The following is a 19,431-nucleotide window of genomic DNA, read 5'->3' as shown; positions in this document are numbered from 1 at the left end:
GGATCAGGCCTCGAAGGTGGCGATGGGGGACTCCGTCGGGTCAGGGGCCGACGGCTGCCGGGTCAGGTACGTCGCGAGAGAGAGGGTGCCGACGATCCACAGGATCGGAATCACGACCGGGAACCAGTCCACGAAGCCGAGCGGGTTGGCGGCGCCGTAGAGCTGCTCGCCCGTCAGGTCGATCACCAGGTTCCAGACGATGACGGTCAGCAGAATGGCCGGGATGATGAACCGGAGCAGCACGTCGAACCACGCGCCGAGCTTGAGCTTCGAGTGCTGATTGACGAACGCGCGCAGGTTGCCCGCGCCGAACACCCAGCCGAGCAGCACGCACTCGATCAGGCCGACCGTCAGCAGGCTGTAGCCGAACGCCCAGTGGTCGAGGATGTCGAGGAAGTTGAGGCCCACCGTCCCGTTGCCCGCCAGCCCGGGGTCCACGATGAACGGGAGCGCCGTGATCATGGACCCGATCAGGCCGGGGACGGCCACCATCAGCAGCGCCTTCTTGCGGTCGATGCCCAGCTTGTCGATCAGCGCGCTTGCCATGCCCTCCACGAGCGAGATCGCGCTTGTGACGCCCGCCATCACGATCAGGAAGAAGAACGCGAAGCCGAACAGCTTGACGCCGAACGGGAACGCCGCGATGCCCTGGGGGATGGCGAAGAACGAGAGCGACAGCGTCGACCCGGCCGGGTTGAGGGCGAAGGCGAACAGCATCGAGAAGATGGCGATGCCCGCGATGTACTCGAACCCGCAGTTGAGCAGGCTCACCATGAACGAGTTGTTGACCTGGTCCGAGTCCTTCGGGAGGTAGCTCGCGTAGGCCGTCATGGTGCCGAGGCCGAGCGACAGCGAGAAGAACATCTGGCTGAAGGCGCCCTTCCAGACGTCCGGCTGGGCGATGCCCGCGAGGTCCGGCGTGAAGAGGTACATCACGCCGTCGGTGCCGCCGGGCAGCGTCACGCCGCGGATGATCAGCACGATCATGAACAGCCACATCAACGGCACGGCCACGCGGACCGTCTTCTCGATGGTCTCGGTGCCCTTCAGCAGCGCCATTAGCGTCATGCCCCAGATCGCGATCACCGCAATCATCGGCCACCAGGAGGAGAGGATGCCGAAGAAGTACGCGGTCGCGTTGGGGCCAGTGCTCGGTTCGAGGAACGGTGCGAACGGGGCCGTCGCTCCGCCCTCCATCAGCCCGAACAGCGCGCCCACCATCATGCAGAAGGCCCAGCCGAGGATCGTGATGTAGTACATCGTGATAAACAGGGCGCTCCCGAGCGACCACCAGCCCACGAACTCGCCCTTCGCCCCGACGACCTTCGACAGCGCCATCGGGAAACTCCGCCCGGTCATCGTGCCGAGGCTGAACTCGGTGATCATCACCGGGATGCCGAGCACGAACAGCGCGATGAAGTACGGCACGTAGAACGCGCCACCGCCGAACTGGTAGGCGTTCGAGGCGAAGAACACGATGTTGCCCAGCCCGATGGCGGAGCCACTCGCGGCCAGCACGAAGCCGAGTTTCGAGGACCATACGCCGCGATCGACGGCGTCGGCGGTGTCGTTGGGGGAGACGTCGGGCAAAGCGTTGATGGCGCGGGTGTGAAGGCCCGAAGCTACGGCGCCTCGTCCGGATCGACCGGCCACAGACCCTCGCCTTCCAGAATCGCCCGCACGATCCGCAGCCGACCTCGCATGATGTCGAACGATGCGCCGGAAGCCTGCTCCGCGTTCATCGCGAACACCAGGTCCCCATCGGGCCGCTCCACCCAGCCGACGAGCCAGCCGAGCTCCGGGTCGGGCTCGCGGACGTACCAGCCGGTCTTGCCCTTGACCCGCACCTCGCCCGCCTCGGCGAGCACGGGGAGGATGTCGCGGACCGTCGCCTGGTCCTCGGCCGAGAACGCCAGGGCTCCGCGGCGGAGTCGGTCGAGGAAGGCGACCTGCTCGTCGGCCGAGACGCGCCACGTGCCGTCCAGCCACGACGTCTCCAGCGCGTCGCTCATCGTGCTGTTGCCGAAGGGCTCCCTTGCGAAGACGTCGTCGTACCCACCGCGGCCGACCTGGAGGGCTGCGCGCTGAAACAGCCAGACCGCTGAGACCTCCAGCCCTGAGCGCAGGGAGTGGTCACGGTTCCAGACCTCCGCCCACCGCTCCACACCGTCCCAGGCGAACAGGGAGTCCACGTCGGAGATCACGCCCCGGTCGAGGAAGACGAGGCTGTTGTAGATCTTGGACGTGGACGCGGGCGAGAACCGCTCAGCCGCCCGGTCCGGGTCGTGCCGGGTGGTCCGTCCCGTCTGCGTGTCCAGCAGCACCATCGTCCCGACGGCACCCTCGGCCTCGAACGCCGCCGACCAGTCGGCCACCGCGTCCGCGTCCACGTCCGCCTCGGTCGTGGCGGGGACCGAGGCGGGCGGGGCACACGCGGCGAGGGCGACGAGGAGCAGGGCGGTCAGGGCAGTCGGGCTCATGCCTCCGGTGTCTCGGGTTCCGGCAACCGCTCCACGCGGACTCCCAGGATGCGGTTGTCCTCGACGCCCTCGACGCGGAACAGCAGGCCCTCGTGCTCGACCTCGTCGCCAGGGGAGGGGATGTCACCGGCGAGGTGGAGGATCAGGCCGCCCAGCGTCTCGAAGTCGTACTCGTCGGTTTCCAACTCGATGCCGATGGCCTCCGATAGGTCGTCCAGGTCGATGCGTGCCTCGGCGCGGAAGACGCCCGGCTCTAGCGCCTCGACCAGCCGCTCGTGCTCGGCGTCGAACTCGTCTCGGATCTCGCCGACGACTTCTTCCAGCAGGTCCTCCAGCGTCACGAGCCCGGCCGTGCCGCCGTACTCGTCCACGACGATGGCCATGTGGGTGTTGGAGCCCTGGAAGTCGGCCAGCATGTCGTCCAGCGGCTTGGCCGGAGGGACGAAGAGAGGGCTTCGTGCGATGGCCGCCCAGTCGGGCGTCCGCCCCGAGCCGTCGAGCGACGGGAGCAGATCCTTGGCGTAGACCACGCCGAGGACGTTGTCGAGGTGCTCCCGGAAGAGGGGGAACCGGCTGTGGCCGCTCGTGCGGATCAGGTCGAGCGCGTCCTCCAGGTCGGCCTCGGCGCTGAGCGCCTTCATGTCGACGCGGCTGACCATCACCTCGCGGACCGTCGTTTCGCCGAACTCGACGATCGAGTGGATCAGGGCGCGCTCCTCCTCGCCGATGGTGCCCTCGGCTTCGCCCACATCGGCCATCGACTTGATGTCGGCCGAGGAGAGGGGCTCGGCCTCGGTGCGGAAGCGAGCCTGGACGGCTGTGGCGAGCCCTGCCAGGAGGTCCGCCATTGGCGTCACCATCCGGACCAGCGGCGAGAGCATTCCCGACACGGTCCGCGCGAAGGTGACGGGCTGTCGGCTCGCGATCAGCTTGGGGGCGATCTCGCTGGTGACCAGCAGGACGAACGTCAGGCCGACCGCGTTGGCGGCGAGCGCCGCCAGCGGAGTCCAGCCGAACGCCTCGGCGGCCTGCAGCATGAGGCGCGTCGAAAGGATGGCCGCGCCCACGTTCACGACGGTGTTGAGCAGCAGCACGGCGGCCAGCAGCCTGCGGGGCTTGTCGAGGAGGCGCAGCACCCGCGCTGCGTCTGGGCCGCCATCGTCGGCGAGGTCCTCTCGGTCGCCCGTGGTGACCGAGAACAGGGCCACCTCGGACCCCGAAAACAGGGCCGACAGGGCCAGCAGAAGTACGAACGTGCCGGTCTGAATCGCCAGGCCCGTGAGGCCAGGGAGCACGTCAGCGAGGGGGAGGGCCACGAGGGCCAGACTAGAGGCGGGGTCCAAGGTCGGCGGACCAGGCGAGACGGTGGGCCGGAGCCCAGAGGGGACGCGGCCGAGGCCGATCCGACGAAGATACAGGATGGGGGTTTCGGCGCCACTCCTTCGTCGAAAGGGCAAGGGCGGACGATCCCAGCATGCTGCCGCGCGCGCGCCGCCTCGCCTCGGGGGGTGAGCGGCCGAGGCGGGCCAAACAAAGCCGGGCGGCCCTCCGAAGAGAACCGCCCGGCGTGCGAGGTGCTCGACCGATCCGGGGAGGATCAGAAGGGCAGGTCGTCATCCGGCTCGAACGAGTAGTCGTCCGACGGCCCGGACGGCTTGGCCTGCTGCTGCGGGCGTCCGCCGCCGTTGCTGGAGGCCTGCCGCTGCGGACGCGGCGACTGGTCGTAGCTGCCGCCGTCGTCCGAGGAGCCGCCGCCGTCGCGGCCGCCGAGCATCTGCATCTCACGTGCCTTGATCTCGGTCGTGTAGCGGGTGTTGCCGTCCTTGTCCTCCCACTGCCGGGTCTGGAGCTGGCCTTCGATGTAGACCTGGCGGCCCTTCGAGAGGTACTCGCCGCAGATCTCGGCGAGGCGGGCCCAGGCCACGACCCGGTGCCACTCGGTGTTCTCGACCTGGTTGCCGTCGCGATCCTTGTAGGACTCCGTCGTGGCGACGGAGAAGTTGCAGACGGCGGTGCCGCTGCCGGTGTAGCGAAGCTCGGGATCGCCGCCGAGGTTGCCGACGAGAATGACTTTGTTGATGCCGCGTGCCATGGGGCGTGGGGCTGCGGAGGCGAGGGCGCCTCCTGGTACATGAATCCGCCAGTCCGGGAAGTGGCTGGCCGTATCGGGCCCGACGAAGCGGGCGGGAGAGGATAGACCCCGGCGGGGGCCGAGACGTAACCTCTCCTCGTCAAAAAATATCGCGAGCCCCCTGTCAACCGTGCGTCATACCCCATTCCCCTACGACATCGCCGACCTCGGGCTCTCCGACGACGACCGGGCCGCGGCCCACGCGCCGCTCTTCGAAGACTTCGTCGCGATCGTGCGCCGCCTGCGCCGCGAGTGCCCGTGGGACGTCCAGCAGACGCACGATTCGACCAAGCACCTCACCATCGAGGAGGCCTACGAGCTGGTCGATGCCATCGACGCGGGCGACCCGGTCGACGTCCAGAAGGAACTGGGCGACCTGTTCCTGCACGTCCTCTTCCACGCCCACATCGCCGAGACCGACGGCACGTTCGACCTGTCCGACGTGATGCGGTCGGAGATGACCAAGCTGGTCCGCCGCCACCCGCACGTGTTCGGGGACGAGGTGGTGTCCGGGACCGGCGAGGTGCTCCGAAACTGGGAGGCCATCAAGCGCGCCGAGCGGGCCGAGGCGGGGGAGACGGAGGCCCCGCCCTCCGCGCTCGACGGTGTGCCGGGGACGCTGCCCGCCCTCCTCCGTGCCGAGCGCGTCCAGGAGAAAGCCGCCGCGACCGGCTTCGACTTTCCCTCGGCCGACGACGCGTGGGAGAAGGTCCGCGAGGAGGCCGACGAAGTCCGCGCCGCCGACTCGGCGGATGCGCTGGAGGACGAGATCGGCGACCTGCTGTTTGCCGTCGTCAACTATGCGCGCCTGCAGGGTGTGGTGCCGGAGACGGCACTGCGTCGGACGGTCGACAAGTTCTCCCGGCGCTTCCAGACCGTGGAGGCCCACCTCGGCGACCGCATGGCCGAGGCGGGACTGGAGGAGATGGACGCGCTCTGGGAGGCGTCCAAACGGGAGGTCGGCTGACGTGGCAGACGGGAGCCGAAGAGACCGGGTTGTGCCTGCCGTGGCGCCGCCGATCCCCGCGTGAGGGTCTCTTTCCCGAGGCCTCTCCGTCGGCGCGGGCTCAGCCTGAGGCCGTCTGGGACGAGGGCGTCTCCGGGTCTGGTGCGGGTGGCGACGCTGCAGGCTGAGCAACTGCCGACGATGCATTCGGCCGACCGGCTCTCCATGGTCCACAGCGAGGCACACGCGACGGGGCGCGTACGTCCTGTTGCCGTCCACAGCGGAAACCATCGTCGCCCGCCAGGCTCTCCGTTCGTGCAGAGCGACCCATGGGAGACTGAAGCACGGAGACACGTCGGCGCCCGCGTCGAGGAATCGCGAGGGCATGCGTTTCCGGGCGAGATCGAGTGACGTTCTGCCGCTTTGGGCTACCCTGTCTCTCGTCAGTATGACCTGTGACCGGCGGTTCTCCGCCGTAGACCCGGATGACCATGGCCCTCGCCCGCCTCCCTGCGCTGATCGCTCTCCTCACGATTGGCTCCGGAGCCGCGGCCATGGGGCCATCGCCCAGCGTCGCCGTGCCCGGCAGCCTCGACGACGCAATGCACCGCGTCCTCGGTGCGACCGAGGGGGGGCTGGCCACGCGGGACGACTTCGGCTGGTCGGTCTCTCTCGACGGCGACCGGGCGCTCGTGGGCGTGCTCCGAGGGGCAGGCGTCGGCCCGAACACGGGCTCGGCCTACGTGTTCGTCCGCGACGGCCTCGGGTGGGCGCTGGAAGCCGTTCTTGCCGCCGAGGATGGGGAGGCCACCGACGCGTTCGGCTCCTCTGTGTCGCTCTCGGGAGATCGCGCCCTGGTGGGGGCATCGAGCGAAGACTCGTTCGGCAGAACCGGAAACGGAGCCGCCTATGTCTTCGTCCGCTCCGGGACCACCTGGAGCCAGGAGGCCAAGCTGGCGTCTGGCAATCCCGAGAGCAGCGGCGCCTTCGGCTCCTCGGTGTCGCTCTCGGGGGACCGCGCCCTGATCGGTGCCCCTCTCGAAACGACAGTGGGGCCTCTCGGGGGACGCGCGTACGGGTTCGTTCGTTCGGGCTCGACGTGGTCGCTGGAGACCACGTTGCTCCCGCTGAATCCGTCCAGCCAGGACTGGTTCGGAATCGCGGTGTCGCTCGACGGCGACCGCGCGCTGGTGGGCGCGTTCCTGAACGGCGACGCAGGGCAGGGGAGTGGGGCCGCCTATTTCTTCGAGCGTGGCAGCTCCGGATGGGCGGAGGTCGATCAGGTGACCGCCTCCGATGCCAACGGGACCGGGTGGTTCGGGTATGCCGTCTCGCTCGATGGTGACCGCGCGCTGATCGGAGCCATGCGGGATTCCGAGAACGGCGTCCGCACCGGGTCGGCGTACGTGTTCCGGTGGACGGGGGCAGACTGGGCCGAAGAGGCGCAGCTGGTCGCGCCCGACGGGGCCGACCTCGACCAGTTCGGGCACTCGGTCGCGCTCTCCGGCGACCTCGCGCTCGTTGGCGCCCCGTGGGACGACGACCGGGGGATGGAGAGCGGGTCGGTCTACGCCTTCGCACGGAGCGGGAGCACATGGAGTCTGGAGAGCAAAATGACGGGGACCGGTGATGCCAGCCACGGCGCGAGCGATGAACTGGGGTACTCGGTCGCACTCCTCGGGGAGACTGCGCTGGTCGGGGCGATCGGGGAGAGCACCGACCCTGTCGTGGACGGCGCCGCGTACGTGTTCGACCGGTCGCCCGTGGACTGGGCGCTGCACGGCCGCCTCGCGCCCTCGGGCGTCGATGCGATCGGGCTGATCGAGATCACGGGCAGTGCGGGCATCCGCTACCTCGGGGCACCGTCGGCCGGGCTGACCGTGGACGACCTCGCCGCGCAGTCGCTCGTCCGCGGCGTCCCCGGCTTCTACCCCGCGGCGACCCCGGCGAACCTGTGGACCGAGTACGATCCTGTGGCCAACGACTGGGGAGTGTCGTCCGGGACGGGGGAGGTGGTCCGCCCGGGCCATGCCTTCCGCTGGCGGATTGTCGACCGCGTCATCGGCAACCCGACCGTGAGCGCCGGGGTGGAGCTTCCGTTCGTGCTCGCTACCCCGCGTGCCCCGAACGAGGAGGTCCCCATCATCGAACTCGACACGATGGGGACCCGGTTCAACTACCTCGCCAATCCGTATGCCACCCCGCTCGACCTGACGGGGATCGCCGGGTGGCCTGGAGGCGCCAACCTCAGTCCGCTTGCGCCCGTCTGGGTGTGGGATGCCGCGGCGCGGTCCTGGGACGATGCGCCCGCCACGATCGGACCCTGGGAGGCGTTCCGGGTCCGGTCGAAAGGGCCTCGCGTGAATGGCGGGGCCCGGACGTTGCGGATTCCTGTGGAGGCTGCTGCACTGGATGCGTCGCCGCCGTCCTCGGCCCCCCGGTCTCCTGCGCTGGCCTTCGCGCTCACGGGCACGGACCGAGCGGGGCGGACGGTCCGCGACGGCGCCCTGACCGTTCGGTTCGTCCCGAATGCCACGGTCGGCTTCGAGGAGACAGAGGACGTTCGCAAGTTCCAGCCGCCCTCCGAGGCCTACGCCCTCGTCGGTGCACGCGTCGACGGGGCGTTCGTCGGGTACGACGTGCGGCCGTTCGAGTCCGCGTCGATCCCGCTGGCCGTCGAGGCGCGTGGGACGGGCACGTCGTTCACCCTGTCGTGGGATGCGTCGGCACTTCCGGCAGGGCTCCCGGCGGTCTTGGTCGACCTCGCGACCGGCACCGAGGTGGACCTCCGTACGCGGTCGGCGTACCCGTTCGCGCTGGTTCCGCGGCCCGCGCACGCAGAGGTCCCGATGGACGATGTCGCTGACGGCACGCAGGCGACCGACCGGTTCGTGCTCCAGATCGGGGACCGTGTGGCGGCCACGGAGGCGGGGGCACGTCCTGTGGCGCTGACGGGCATCGCGCCCAACCCGTCCACGGGAGTCTCTCGCGTCGCGTTCACGATCCCCGAGGCGGGCCCGGTCGAACTCACCGTGGTCGATGTCCGAGGGCGAGAGGTGTCCGTGCTGGCGTCCGGAGCGATGAGCGCGGGACGCCATGAGGTCCTCCTCCGCAGTGAGGCGCTGGCGGGTGGGATCTACGTCGTCCGGCTGGAGGCGGCCGGCACACTCGTCACGCGGCCGGTCGTCGTCGTCCGGTGATCGGTCGGCTCTTGCTGAGTGCGCGGCACGCGTCGCGTCAGAGCGCCTCTTTGGTGCTCGGCAACCGGTCGCCCGCGGGGTCGCGGTCGACGGCCTGCCGCAGTGCCCGCGCGGCGGCTTTGAAGAGCGCCTCGATGCGGTGGTGGTCGTTCATCCCCCGGAGCACGTCCAGGTGGAGGGTCAGCCGGGCGTGCTCGGCGACGCTCCACCAGAAGTGCTCCACCAGCTCCGTCGACAGGTCGCCGACGCGCTCGCGGTCGAAGTGCGCCTCGAACACCAGGTAGGCCCGGCCGGAGAGGTCGAAGACAGCGCGGGCCAGCGCCTCGTCCATCGGGACCGTCGCCGCGCCGTAGCGCGTGATGAAGGCCTTGTCGCCGAGCGCCTCGCCCAGCGCCTGCCCGAGGCAGATGCCCACGTCCTCGACGGTATGGTGGTCGTCCACGTGGAGGTCGCCCTCCGCCTCGACGGTGAGGCCGAAGCGGCCGTGGCGCGCGAACAGGTCCAGCATGTGGTCCAGAAAGCCGACGCCGGTGGCGTTGGCGTAGGTCGGCGCGGCGGCGTCGAGGTCGAGCGTCAGGCGGATCGCGGTCTCGGCGGTCCGGCGCTCGACGGTTGCGGAGCGGGGGGAGAGGTCGGCCATGCGAGAAGCTACCTCGGCAGACTGGTGCAGACGGACCAGATGCCGTGGAGAGAATGGGGCAGGGCGGACATCGGACAGGGAGGGATGTTGGTGCCCCACACACCGACACCCCTATGCGTGCCCTGCTCCTCCTGGCCTTGCTCCTGGCGCTCCCGGCGTGCGACATCCTGGGTCCGCAGGGCGTCCAGTCCGCCGCCATCCAGCGGGTGGTGGTAGAAGACCTCGACCTCGATCAGCCCTGGGACAACCCGCTCACGGACGACCTGCCCGACATCTACGTCAACATCAACGACGAGACGGGCGCCCTCTTCGCGCCTGAATTCCGGAGCGATGTCCGGGAGAACGTCGAGGCGCTGCCGCTCACGTTCCCCGCCTCGGGCGAGTACGCGGTCCCGCTCGATGCGACGGTCCTGCTCTCCGTGGCGGACCGCGACTTCGCCGGAGATGACCAGATGTTCGCGGCGGGTCCGTTCACCTTCGGCGAGCGGTACGCCGGCCAGGAGATCGGCGAGACGACCGCGCTCGCGTTCGAGAACGAGCAGGGGCGGGTCCGGATCTTCGTCCGCTGGGAGTGAGGCGAGCGAAGGTGGCGGCTCCGTAGCTTGCAGACGGTCCCCCTGCCTTCCGATGCGCGTCCTCTGCTCTCTCGTCGTTCTCCTCCTGGTCGCTGCGGGCTGCGACTCCGGCCCGAACACGCCCGGCCCACCGGTCACGGCTGAGATTCTCAAGATCACCGTCGACGACGCGCCGCTCTCCGACCCGGCCGGGGAGGGCTGGGACGGCAACAACCCGCTCAGCGACGGTCCGGAGATCTACTTCCGGCTCTTCGACGACGACGTGGACTACCAGTCCGACCCGGGCGGCGACCGGCTGAATGCCCGCGACGACGACGACATCGTGTTCCCCATCGGCGGGACGGGGCAGGCCTGGTTTGAGGACGTGCGCGTCGTGGATTTTCCGCTCGTGTGGGAGGTCGACCCTGGCTATGTCGTCCGCGACCTCGACGATCCGCTTTACCTCGCGCTGTTCGACTACGACCCCAACCCGGACGACGCGATGGCGGAGTCGTACACGTTCAGGCTCCGTGACTACGCGCCGGACATCGAGACCGGACGCGCGCAGACCTTTTCGCTGGAGGGCTTCGACCGCAACGGAGACGCCATCGCGGACTTCGACGTGCGCATCACGGTCCAGTTCTTCGACTGATCCGAGCCGACGGACCCGGCGCCGCTGACAACAAACCTGTCAGCGAGTCGTCCGACTGTGGAGGCGTCTGCGGTGCTGGGGTCCCGGCACGCAGGCCCGTTCTGTATCCCCTCGTCTTCCCGCCTCGACCGTGACCGCCTCGCCCCCCGCCGTCTCCGCCGCCCTGCGGGGCGCGCTCCGCGAGCACTTCGGGTTCGAGAGCCTCCGGCCGGGTCAGGAGGACGCCATCCGGCCGGTGCTGGAAGGCCGGGACGCGCTCGTGGTGATGCCGACCGGCGCAGGCAAGAGCCTCGTCTACCAGCTCGGCGCGCTCCTCAAGCCCGAGGGCGTCACCGTCGTCGTGTCGCCGCTCATCGCGCTGATGAAGGATCAGGTGGACGCCCTCCGGGCGCGCGGCATCGCGGCGGCGTACGTCAACTCGTCGCAGAGCCAGACCGAGCGCCGCGAGGTGCTGGCGGACCTCCGAGGCGGGCGTCTCCGGCTGGTCTACGCCGCGCCCGAGCGCCTGCGCCTGCCGTCGTTTCAGAAGACGCTCCGGGAGGTCGGCGTGGCACTGCTGGCCGTCGACGAAGCGCACTGCGTGAGCCAGTGGGGCCACGACTTCCGGCCGGACTACCTCGCGCTGGCGTCCGCTCGCCGGGGGATGGGCGACCCGCCCTGTGTCGCGCTGACGGCGACGGCCACGCCGCGCGTGCAGGACGACATCGCCGCGCAGCTCGACCTCCGCGACCCCGCCCGCCTCGTCACCGGCTTCAACCGTCCCAACCTGGTCTTCGAGGTCAAGGCCACCGCCACCGCCGACCAGAAGCGGCAGGTGCTGCACCGGTTTCTCAACGCACGGCCCGACGAGGCTGGGCTGATCTACGTCGCCACGCGGAAGGACTGCGAGGCGCTGGCGCGGTTCGTCCGCGAGCAGGTCGGGCGGCCGTGTGAGGCCTACCACGCCGGGCTGCCCGACGCCGAACGGGCGCACGTGCAAGAGCAGTTCGTGAGCGGGCGCCTCCACACGGTGGTTGCCACCAACGCGTTCGGGATGGGCGTCGACCGCGGCGACGTGCGGTTCGTGGCCCACTGGTCGATCCCGTCGACCCTGGAGAGCTACTACCAGGAGGCCGGGCGCGCGGGCCGCGACGGACGACCCGCGGTCGCGCTCCTGCTCTACGCTCCTCAGGACCGCCAGCTCAAGGAGTGGTTCATCGAGCAGGGGGCTCCGACCGTCGACGACCTCCGCCGCGTGTGGAATCACGTCAAGCGCGCCTCGGTCCGTCTCGACGAAGAGATCGCCGCGATGGGCGAGGCATACGACCCGACCGCCGGGGCATCGGACGCCGATTTCCTGCTCGCCATGAGCGAGGACTCGGGGGTCCATGCGTCCAAGCTGCCCAACGTGCTCCGGCGCCTCGTGACCGCGGGCGCCCTCGCCGAGCGCGACGACCGCGCAGGCCCGGCGCGCTGGATCCCGCGCGAGTGGGTCCAGCGAGACATCGACCGCGCGCTCTCGTCGGTCGACAAGCACCGGGGCGACCAGATGGAGTCGCTGATGGGCATCGTCCGCTACGCCCAGACCTCGGACTGCCGCCGCCGGACCATCCTCGACCACTTTGGCGACGCCGCCGAGACGGCCGTAGAGCCGGAGGTCTGCTGTGACGCCTGCCGCCAGCGGGTGCGGCTGGAGGCTCGCGTGCCAGGGGAAATCCCCGAGTGGGACGACGTGCCGATGGCCTCGCGCGTCGCCATCGGCCTGCTCGACGCCGTGCGCCGGATGCGGTGGCCGGTGGGCCGCCTGACGCTCGCCAAGATCCTGGCGGGCTCGAAGGCGAAGGGCATGGACAAGTACGAGGGCCACGCCTACTTCGGGCGCCTGCAGCACCTCGGGCAGGGCACCGTGGACGGCATCTACAAGGACCTCCTGCTGAAGGGCTACCTCCGCATCGGCGGGGACGAGTACCCGGTCGTGGAACTCACGCCGCTCGGCGACCAGGCCATCGACTACCGCGAGACGATCGACATCGAGGTGCCCGCTTTCGGGAGCCGCTCGCCCAGTCGGGGCTCCGGCTCCACCGAGGAGCCGCTGGACGGCGCCGACGGTGCGCTCTTCGAGGCCCTCCGCCAGTGGCGCACCGGGGTCGCCACGGAGCGGGGGGTGCCGTCCTACGTCGTCTTCAACGACCGGACGCTCCGTGGCATCGCGCAGTCTCGGCCCGCCTCTGAGGACGAGATGCTGGCCGTCTCGGGCGTCGGCCCGGCCAAGTGGGAGCAGTACGGCGCCGAGGTGCTCGAACTGGTCGCCGAGGCGGCGTAGGCGGCTCGGGGTCGGCCTGCCGCTGCAGGGCGTGGCACCGCCGCTCCTGGGGGTGTCGAGATCATGCCGCCCGCTTGGCCGCGACGGCGGCCAAGCCCCCCCTGACGCAGAGCGGGCCGCCCCGACGCATCGGAGCGGCCCGCAGAGCGGAAGCTCGGGGGCGCTAGCGACCCGGCGAGCGCATCTGGCCTGGGCCGAAGGTGCCGGCCGGAGGCGTCATGTCGAGGATCTCGACGAGCGTCAGCTCGAACTGGAGCACCGAGTTCGGCGGCACGCCGCCCTCACCGCCGGGGCCGGGCTGGCCCATCAGGCCGTAGGCCTGCGACGGCGGGATGAACACCGTGCGCGTCTCGCCCGGCTTCATGTCCTTGAGCGCCGCCGCGAAGCCCGGCACCACCTGGTTGACGGAGAGCACGGCCGGCTCCTCACCAGAGGCGTCGAACTCCTGGCCGTTGATGAACGTGCCGCGGTAGCGGATCGCGACGCGATCGTTCTCAGTCGGGCTGGCGCCCTCGCCCTCCGTCTGGACGGTGTAGAGCACGCCGTCGCCCAGCTCCCGGACGCCCTGCCGGGCCCGGACCGCCGTCATGAACGAGTCGGCCGAGACGGCGTTGGCCTGGATCTGCGTCAGCGTCCGCGCTGCGGCGTCGTCGGTCTTGGCGCGCGCCCGGATCTGGCGGATCGAGACGGAGTCCTCGACGATGGCCTGAGCGGCCTGGAACTGCTCCGGCGAGAGGCGCAGCGAGTCGCCGTTGAGGCCCGAACGGACGCCCGACAGGAACAGCTCGCGGTCGATGGTGCCCAGCGTGTCCTGGCCCACCTGCAGACCGTACTGGAGGCCAAGCGCATACGCGATCTCGACCGAGTCGCCCGCCAGGCCGGCGTTGAAGCCGTCGACGAAGCGCGCGAAGCTGAACGACGAGTCCTGCTGCAGGAACTGCTGCGCGGACTGATAGCCGACGTTGTACGAGACCTGCTGGAAGGCATCGGCGTCGGCGATGCCGTCGAGGTTGGCGGTCCCGGCGGAGCTGGAGCCGTTGCAGCCGGCGAACGCCAGCAGGGCGACGGCGGGGAGGAGGAGGCGGAAGGTCATGGGGGAGAGTCCGTGAGGAAGCGGGGAAGCTACCGGGACTCCCGGCGCCGGGCTGTGACGCTTCCGGGAATGCGCCCATGCGGCGCCTAGCCTGCGGCCCGCGCCTGGTTCGACCGGACGGCCTCTCGGATCAACGCGAGAAATGCGGTCTCGTCCACCTCGGTCTTCTCGTGGAGGTCGATGGCCCGGCGCGTTGTGCCGGTCAGGCTGGCGTTGAACAGCCCGGTCGGGTCGTCGAGCGCGGCCCCGCGAGCGAACGTGAGCTTGACCTTGTCTTTGTACGTCTCGCCGGTGCAGATCAGCCCGTCGTGGGACCACGCCAGGACGCCGTCCGGGTTCGTGGGCTTCCGCCACTTTACCTCCTCGACCACCGCGGGGTCAGCGAGGAGGATCAGCGTGCGGAGCCGGGCCAGCCGCTCGGCGCGCCAGTCGCTCGATGGGGGGGCGGGTTGCATCGGTTCGGTCATAGATGAGACGGGGAGGCGAGCGTCGCCCGCTCGCGGGGAGGAGCAGGCGGACCGTGTGGGCAGCCCCGACAAGATCTGCCACGCACGCGACAGCGGCGGCCTGCATCAGTCCGAGCGCCCTGCGAAGGCGGGGAGGGGCTTCTCATAGGCAGGACACCGGCCGAGTCCGACCCCCATAAGGTTCCGTATCTACCCCTCATCGGTCGTCGCTACCGGGGCGCGGAACGGCCGTTCCGAATGGTCCGGATGCACGAGGCGATGCGTTTACTTTTTGCTAGTGGAATCGGGCAGAGCCAAAGCCCGGCCGCGAAGGGCCAGGCCCTCGGGAGGGAGGATTCGACCCGCATCTTGGAGGCCTGTCCCCCAGGCTCGCCGATGCACACCGCCCTAGCTCCTCGCCGCTTCGCGCCCGCCGCGCCGTCCGCGACCGCGACTCCGCTCGACCGGTTGCGGCGGCTCCTCGACATCAACATCGCCCTGAACACGTACGGCGATACGAACCGGCTGCTGCGCGTGATCACGCAGACCGCCGCGGCGGTCGCGAACTGTGAGGCGGCGTCGATCCTGCTCTACGACGAGCACGCGGACGCCCTGCGGTTCGAGGCCGCCAGCGGACAGGTCGGCGACGACCTGGTCGGCATGCTGGTCCCGATCCATGGGAGCCTCGCGGGGACCATCTACACCGAGGACCGGGTGGTATACGCCTCGAACGCGAAGACCGATGGACGGCACTACACGGAAATCGACGGCGACACGGGGTTCGACACGCGCTCGCTGCTGGGTGCTCCCATGCGCATCGACGGGCGGCCGGTCGGGGTGCTGGAGGTCCTCAACCCGCACCGGGGCGGCTTTACGCGCGACGATGCCGAAGCGCTCCTCGTCGTGGCCGCTCAGGCGGCCGTCGCGATTCGCAACGCGCGCTACGAGGACGCGCTGCTCCGGCTGAACCAGAAGCTGGCCGACCTCGACCGGCTGAAGAACAACTTCCTGGCCATCACCTCGCACGAGATGCGAACGCCGCTGACCTCGGTCCGTGGGTTCGGGCAGATCCTCGCCGAGGAGGTCCGTGCCGACCTGACGCCGTACGCCGACGCGGTCGTCCGGGCAGGGTACCGGATGACGAACGTGGTGGAGACCCTCGACGTGATGGCGAGCCTCCATGCCGACCTCGGGATGCATCCGGGACGGGTCGTGTCGCTGAGGTGCCTGATGGTCGAGGCCGCACAGTCAGTCCAGGGCGACATCCGGGTCCGGTTTCCGGAGGGAGTGGAGGTGGAGGGGCACGGGCCCCGGATCCGGCTCGCGTTTACCAACCTGCTCCGCAACGCGGTCCAGTTCTCATCTCCGGCGTCGCCGGTCTCCGTGGACGCGCTGGTGGGAGATGGAGGCGTCCACATTCGGATCCGCGATGAGGGCCGCGGACTCCAGGCCGAGGACCTGGAGCGCATCTTCGAAGCCTACGAGCAAGTCTCCCAGGGCGACCAGCGAGAGCACGAGGGGCTGGGTGTCGGGCTGACGGTCGCGCGGGCCATCGCGGTCCAGCACGGAGGGCGACTGTGGGCGGAGAGCCCCGGTCTCGGCGCGGGCTCCACGTTCCACTTGACCCTGCCCCTGCTCGGCGGCCACCGGTCGGCCTGACGCGGCAGGACCGGTCCTCCTCCTGTCGCCGTCCCGCCCGCGCGGTTGCGGACGCCTGTGCTACGCGCCCTTCCGGTCCGCGAAGTCCAGGAACCGGTGCGCGATCGTGCGCGCGAGATCCGGCGTGTTGCCCCACGCGCGGTTGTTGCCGATCACGTTGAGCGTCACGCCCGCCTCGACGGCCTTGTAGATCAGCGCCGTCGTCTCGTCTACCATCTGCGCCGCGTCGCGGGTGTCGCTCAGGCCGGGGGCGGGGCCCTCGAACGGATACGCCAGCTTCCAGGACGCGTCGAACGCCATGTCGCGCGGCTGGATGAGGCGGAGCACCGCCTCGCTCGAGGCGGACGTGAACTGCTCGCCGACGAGCATCCACTGGTCGATGATCGGCGGCAGCCACTGCCAGTGCGAGAAGCAGAACCCGAGCTCGCGGTTCGCCAGCCACTCCAGGTAGGTTGGGGAGAGCAGGTGCGAGGAGCGGACTTCGAGGTGGTACGCGGCATCGTTCGGCACGTCGCCGATGAAGCGGTCCCACTCGGCGACGAACGCGTCGGGTGGCGGGCTCTCCGAGGCACGCTCGTACGGCTGTTCGAGGATGATCCCCGCCAGCTTGACGCCGAGCGTCTTCTGGGCCGGGATCAGGAACCGGTTCGTGAACAGGTCGGCGTCGAGGTAGTCGGGGTTGTCGACGTAGGCCCAGCGGCCGTCGACCTTGCGGCGCAGACGGCGCGACAACACCTGCTGCGGCGCCTTGAGGACGTAGCGCGCGTTCGCAGGCGACGCATCGGCGTAGTGCTGCAGCGTGAACAGGCCCGGCGACGGCTTCCCGGTCGCTTCCAGCAGCGGCCGGTAGTAGGTGAAGTCGATCTCCAGCACGCCGAAGTGAAGGAAGTAGTCCTCCACCGACGCGGTGGGCAGCAGCCGCTCCTCGTACGACTGCCCGCCGACGGCCTTCTTGCGACTCGTGACCTCGCCCGCCCACACGTCGCGCGGGTAGATCTGGTCGATCCACGCGGCATAGCGGTCACTCGCCGACCCGAAGCGCACGGCCGGGTGGATGCGGCGGACGTCGAAGCGGTCCGCCTCGGCGCGTCGGTCGGCGACGGGGCGCGGGGTCATGGTGTGGGCTCGGGCTCGTCGGGGAGGCTCGTCGGGTCGGGCGGGGGCGTCTCCCCGGCGAGCAGGGCGCGGACCGCGCCGCCGGCCACGTAGAGGCCCATCGCGAGGACGCCGTAGTAGGCGAGCGCGCGCCAGACGAGCAGGGCCGGTCCGCCGTAGCCCGCGGGCAGGAGCGGGGAGAGGTAGAGCACGTAGAGCGCCTCGATGCCACCCGAGCCGCCGGGCGTCGGCATGGCGAGGCCCGCGAGCCACAGGCCGGCGGTCCGCATCACGAAGAGCACGTGGCGGAAGTCCCGCCAGAAGCTGAGCGCCACCAGCAGGACGACGCCGTAGCGGCCGGCCCAGTACAGGAGCGTGTACACCGCGCCGATGAGGTAGAAGCCGAGCGACTGCGCTCGGAGGATCTTGGCCTGGTTCCGCAGCTTGCGGGTCTCCCGGCGAACCGGCTCCTCGAACCGACGCAGCCACTTCAGGCGCACCACCTTCCCCGCCAGCCACTCCAGCAGCTCGGGCCGAAACAGCGTCGCGTAGGCGAAGAAGGCGAAGTAGCACAGCATCGCGGCCAGGTACACCGCCACCGTGCCGATGCCCGCGGCGCCGAGCGTGGTGGGGAAGACCGGGAGCCAGATCGCCGAGACGTACAGCGTCACGATGAGCAGCGTGAACCAGATCTGGTCCATGATCATCGTGAACAGCATGACCGCCGTCACCTGCCCGTAGGCGAGCCCGTTCTCCTTGGCGATGAAGAAGGCCGCGAACGGCGCCCCGCCCATAGCCGATGGCGTCACGGCCGACATGAAGTCCCACGTCAGCTGGGCCCGGATGCCCGCGGCGGACCCGATCAGCCCGCGCGAGACGTACCGCAGGCGGAGCCCGCCGGCCGTGATCTGCAACGCCACCGCGCCGACGGCGCCGAGCAGGTACCACGGGTTGAACGTCCCGCGCACCTTCGCGAAGGCGCCCGGCTCGTAGGTCGCCCACAGGACCACGCCTACCGCCGCGAGGCTAAGGGCCACCGGGAGCACGAGGTCGCGCTTGCGGACGCGCCGCCGGGGCGTGGCGGTCGGGACGGGAGGGGAGGCGGGGGCGTCCATCGGCTCAGAAGATAGACGGCCCGGCCAGCGCATCGAGCCGCTTCTACGGGACATCCCTGACGGCCGGGGCGGCTCTTCACGGAGAGATCCCCGCGGGAACGCCGTCCGGTTGTCGCCGTGCGCAGAGGGCCGGTATCTTGGCGTCCCTCACTGGGCTCGCGGCCCGGACCCGCCTCCCCCTCACCCAACCCCGTGGAGACGTTCCTCTTCTTCGTGTTCGCCGTCTTCGCGGTGGCCGGTGCCGTCGGCATGCTGGTCTCGCGCAGCCCCGTCGCCAGTGCGCTGTGGATGGTCCAGACGATGATCGCCATCGCCTGCCTCTACCTGACGCTCAACGCCGCCTTCATCGGGGTCGTCCAGATCCTGGTCTACGCAGGCGCCATCATGGTGCTGTTCCTGTTCGTGATCATGCTTCTGAACCTGGAGCAGTCGCCGCGGCTGAGCACGCTCTCGTGGCCGCGCGCGCTGGCGTTCATCGGCGGCGTGTGCGTGCTGGCGTTGCTGCTCTCGGCCGTCGCCACCCGCGCGGACCTCGACCCGGCGATCCCACTCCCGGCGGACGCCGTCGCGGCGACCTCGGTCGAGAACCTTGGCGTGGCGCTCCTCACGACGCACGCGTTCTCGCTCGAGATCGTCGGCGCGCTCCTGCTGGCCGCCACCATCGGCGCCGTCCTCCTCGCCAAGAAGCGATTCGTGTAGCGGTGTCCGGTACCCGGTTCTCGGTACCCCGAGAGCCCACCGGAAACCGGTCTCCGACAACCGACACCTGAATGGACCTCACCTGGTACCTCTCGCTGAGCGCGGTGCTCTTTACGATCGGCGTTCTCGGCGTGCTCCTGCGCCGCAACGTGATCGTCGTCTTCCTGAGCATCGAGCTGATGCTGAACGCGGTCAACCTGACGCTGGTGGCCTTCAGTCAGGCCTTCGGCGACGTGGACGGCCAGATCCTGGTCTTCTTCGTGATGAGCGTCGCCGCCGCTGAGGCGGCCGTGGGGCTCGCGATCGTGATCGCCATGTTCCGCAACAAGCTGACCGTCAACGTCGACGAACTGCGTCTGTTTAGAGGGTAGAGGCTTGGGGGGACGCGGGATGGAGGGAAGCCTCCGCCGCTCCCTCTC

Annotated in this window: 17 protein-coding genes; 8 read left to right on the top strand and 9 right to left on the bottom strand. The window is 70.0% G+C overall.

The features are described 5' to 3' along the window. Positions 1-3 precede the first annotated feature (3 nt). The 4 genes from B1759_RS17270 to B1759_RS17255 form a co-directional block, all read right to left on the bottom strand. A complete protein-coding gene (locus B1759_RS17270) occupies positions 4-1,590 on the bottom strand; it encodes a sodium-dependent transporter (RefSeq protein ID WP_158225331.1) in 1,587 nt (528 codons plus the stop codon). Positions 1,591-1,622: 32 nt separating this feature from the next. Next, a complete protein-coding gene (locus tag B1759_RS17265; protein ID WP_095516331.1) occupies positions 1,623-2,480 on the bottom strand; it encodes a penicillin-binding transpeptidase domain-containing protein in 858 nt (285 codons plus the stop codon). Further along, positions 2,477-3,796 (bottom strand): hemolysin family protein, encoded by a 1,320-nt coding sequence (locus B1759_RS17260; RefSeq protein WP_198948994.1) that lies wholly within the window; start codon positions 3,794-3,796, stop codon positions 2,477-2,479. The genes B1759_RS17265 and B1759_RS17260 overlap by 4 nt, the downstream gene beginning before the upstream one ends. Before the next feature lie 281 nt (positions 3,797-4,077). Beyond that, positions 4,078-4,572 carry a single-stranded DNA-binding protein gene (locus tag B1759_RS17255; protein ID WP_095516330.1) on the bottom strand — a complete coding sequence of 165 codons (495 nt, stop codon included), beginning with the start codon at positions 4,570-4,572 and terminating at the stop codon, positions 4,078-4,080. A 169-nt stretch (positions 4,573-4,741) separates the two neighbouring features. On the opposite strand from B1759_RS17255, the gene mazG reads away from it, so the two are divergent. After that, the gene (mazG, locus tag B1759_RS17250; RefSeq protein ID WP_198948992.1) at positions 4,742-5,578 is read left to right on the top strand and encodes a nucleoside triphosphate pyrophosphohydrolase; all 837 of its coding nucleotides are present in this window, start codon (positions 4,742-4,744) and stop codon (positions 5,576-5,578) included. Positions 5,579-6,048: 470 nt separating this feature from the next. Beyond that, a complete protein-coding gene (locus tag B1759_RS17245) occupies positions 6,049-8,757 on the top strand; it encodes a T9SS type A sorting domain-containing protein (RefSeq protein WP_158225330.1) in 2,709 nt (902 codons plus the stop codon). Positions 8,758-8,794: 37 nt separating this feature from the next. Here the strand turns inward: B1759_RS17245 and hisB are convergent, their stop codons facing one another. Next, positions 8,795-9,397, bottom strand: a complete 603-nt coding sequence (hisB, locus tag B1759_RS17240; RefSeq protein ID WP_095516328.1) for an imidazoleglycerol-phosphate dehydratase HisB — start codon at positions 9,395-9,397, stop codon at positions 8,795-8,797. 113 nt (positions 9,398-9,510) lie between these two features. Between hisB and B1759_RS17235 the strand changes: the two genes are divergently transcribed. The 3 genes from B1759_RS17235 to B1759_RS17225 all read left to right on the top strand — a co-directional run bounded on the left by B1759_RS17235 (position 9,511) and on the right by B1759_RS17225 (position 12,905). Continuing rightward, positions 9,511-9,972 (top strand): hypothetical protein, encoded by a 462-nt coding sequence (locus B1759_RS17235; RefSeq protein ID WP_095516327.1) that lies wholly within the window; start codon positions 9,511-9,513, stop codon positions 9,970-9,972. Between the two features lie 52 nt (positions 9,973-10,024). Then, entirely contained in the window at positions 10,025-10,603 is a 579-nt protein-coding gene (locus B1759_RS17230) for a hypothetical protein (protein WP_095516326.1), read from the top strand. Between the two features lie 130 nt (positions 10,604-10,733). Next, positions 10,734-12,905 (top strand): ATP-dependent DNA helicase RecQ, encoded by a 2,172-nt coding sequence (locus B1759_RS17225; protein ID WP_095516325.1) that lies wholly within the window; start codon positions 10,734-10,736, stop codon positions 12,903-12,905. A 163-nt stretch (positions 12,906-13,068) separates the two neighbouring features. On the opposite strand, the gene B1759_RS17220 is transcribed toward B1759_RS17225, so the two are convergent. Next, a complete protein-coding gene (locus tag B1759_RS17220; protein ID WP_095516324.1) occupies positions 13,069-13,998 on the bottom strand; it encodes an FKBP-type peptidyl-prolyl cis-trans isomerase in 930 nt (309 codons plus the stop codon). Between the two features lie 86 nt (positions 13,999-14,084). Then, the gene (locus B1759_RS17215) at positions 14,085-14,453 is read right to left on the bottom strand and encodes a DUF1801 domain-containing protein (RefSeq protein ID WP_198948990.1); all 369 of its coding nucleotides are present in this window, start codon (positions 14,451-14,453) and stop codon (positions 14,085-14,087) included. Positions 14,454-14,840: 387 nt separating this feature from the next. On the opposite strand from B1759_RS17215, the gene B1759_RS17210 reads away from it, so the two are divergent. Further along, entirely contained in the window at positions 14,841-16,103 is a 1,263-nt protein-coding gene (locus B1759_RS17210) for a GAF domain-containing sensor histidine kinase (RefSeq protein ID WP_158225329.1), read from the top strand. A 60-nt stretch (positions 16,104-16,163) separates the two neighbouring features. On the opposite strand, the gene B1759_RS17205 is transcribed toward B1759_RS17210, so the two are convergent. Further along, a complete protein-coding gene (locus B1759_RS17205) occupies positions 16,164-17,219 on the bottom strand; it encodes a DUF72 domain-containing protein (protein ID WP_095516321.1) in 1,056 nt (351 codons plus the stop codon). After that, positions 17,216-18,313 (bottom strand): lysylphosphatidylglycerol synthase transmembrane domain-containing protein, encoded by a 1,098-nt coding sequence (locus tag B1759_RS17200; RefSeq protein WP_158225328.1) that lies wholly within the window; start codon positions 18,311-18,313, stop codon positions 17,216-17,218. The genes B1759_RS17205 and B1759_RS17200 overlap by 4 nt, the downstream gene beginning before the upstream one ends. A 192-nt stretch (positions 18,314-18,505) precedes the next feature. Here B1759_RS17200 and B1759_RS17195 point away from each other — a divergent pair, with 192 nt between their 5' ends. Together B1759_RS17195 and nuoK are read left to right on the top strand one after the other, a co-directional pair. Beyond that, positions 18,506-19,012: an NADH-quinone oxidoreductase subunit J gene (locus tag B1759_RS17195; protein ID WP_198948988.1), complete on the top strand. Its 507-nt coding sequence runs from the start codon at positions 18,506-18,508 to the stop codon at positions 19,010-19,012. A 71-nt stretch (positions 19,013-19,083) separates the two neighbouring features. Beyond that, entirely contained in the window at positions 19,084-19,383 is a 300-nt protein-coding gene (gene nuoK, locus B1759_RS17190; protein ID WP_095516319.1) for an NADH-quinone oxidoreductase subunit NuoK, read from the top strand. The last annotated feature ends 48 nt before the right edge of the window (positions 19,384-19,431 follow it).

It is taken from the genome of Rubrivirga sp. SAORIC476 (assembly GCF_002283555.1).
GTDB lineage: Bacteria > Bacteroidota > Rhodothermia > Rhodothermales > Rubricoccaceae > Rubrivirga.
Note: the sequence above shows the minus strand (reverse complement) of the source record. Positions and strands in the feature narration are given on the sequence as shown.

Coding starts and splice junctions, on each gene's coding strand:
- B1759_RS17265 (WP_095516331.1), bottom strand. CDS start 2,480: ATGAGCCCGACTGCCCTGACCGCCCTGCTCCTCGTCGCCCTCGCCGCG.
- B1759_RS17255 (WP_095516330.1), bottom strand. CDS start 4,572: ATGGCACGCGGCATCAACAAAGTCATTCTCGTCGGCAACCTCGGCGGC.
- B1759_RS17245 (WP_158225330.1), top strand. CDS start 6,049: ATGGCCCTCGCCCGCCTCCCTGCGCTGATCGCTCTCCTCACGATTGGC.
- hisB (WP_095516328.1), bottom strand. CDS start 9,397: ATGGCCGACCTCTCCCCCCGCTCCGCAACCGTCGAGCGCCGGACCGCC.
- B1759_RS17235 (WP_095516327.1), top strand. CDS start 9,511: ATGCGTGCCCTGCTCCTCCTGGCCTTGCTCCTGGCGCTCCCGGCGTGC.
- B1759_RS17230 (WP_095516326.1), top strand. CDS start 10,025: ATGCGCGTCCTCTGCTCTCTCGTCGTTCTCCTCCTGGTCGCTGCGGGC.
- B1759_RS17220 (WP_095516324.1), bottom strand. CDS start 13,998: ATGACCTTCCGCCTCCTCCTCCCCGCCGTCGCCCTGCTGGCGTTCGCC.
- B1759_RS17215 (WP_198948990.1), bottom strand. CDS start 14,453: ATGCAACCCGCCCCCCCATCGAGCGACTGGCGCGCCGAGCGGCTGGCC.
- B1759_RS17210 (WP_158225329.1), top strand. CDS start 14,841: ATGCACACCGCCCTAGCTCCTCGCCGCTTCGCGCCCGCCGCGCCGTCC.
- B1759_RS17205 (WP_095516321.1), bottom strand. CDS start 17,219: ATGACCCCGCGCCCCGTCGCCGACCGACGCGCCGAGGCGGACCGCTTC.
- B1759_RS17200 (WP_158225328.1), bottom strand. CDS start 18,313: ATGGACGCCCCCGCCTCCCCTCCCGTCCCGACCGCCACGCCCCGGCGG.
- nuoK (WP_095516319.1), top strand. CDS start 19,084: ATGGACCTCACCTGGTACCTCTCGCTGAGCGCGGTGCTCTTTACGATC.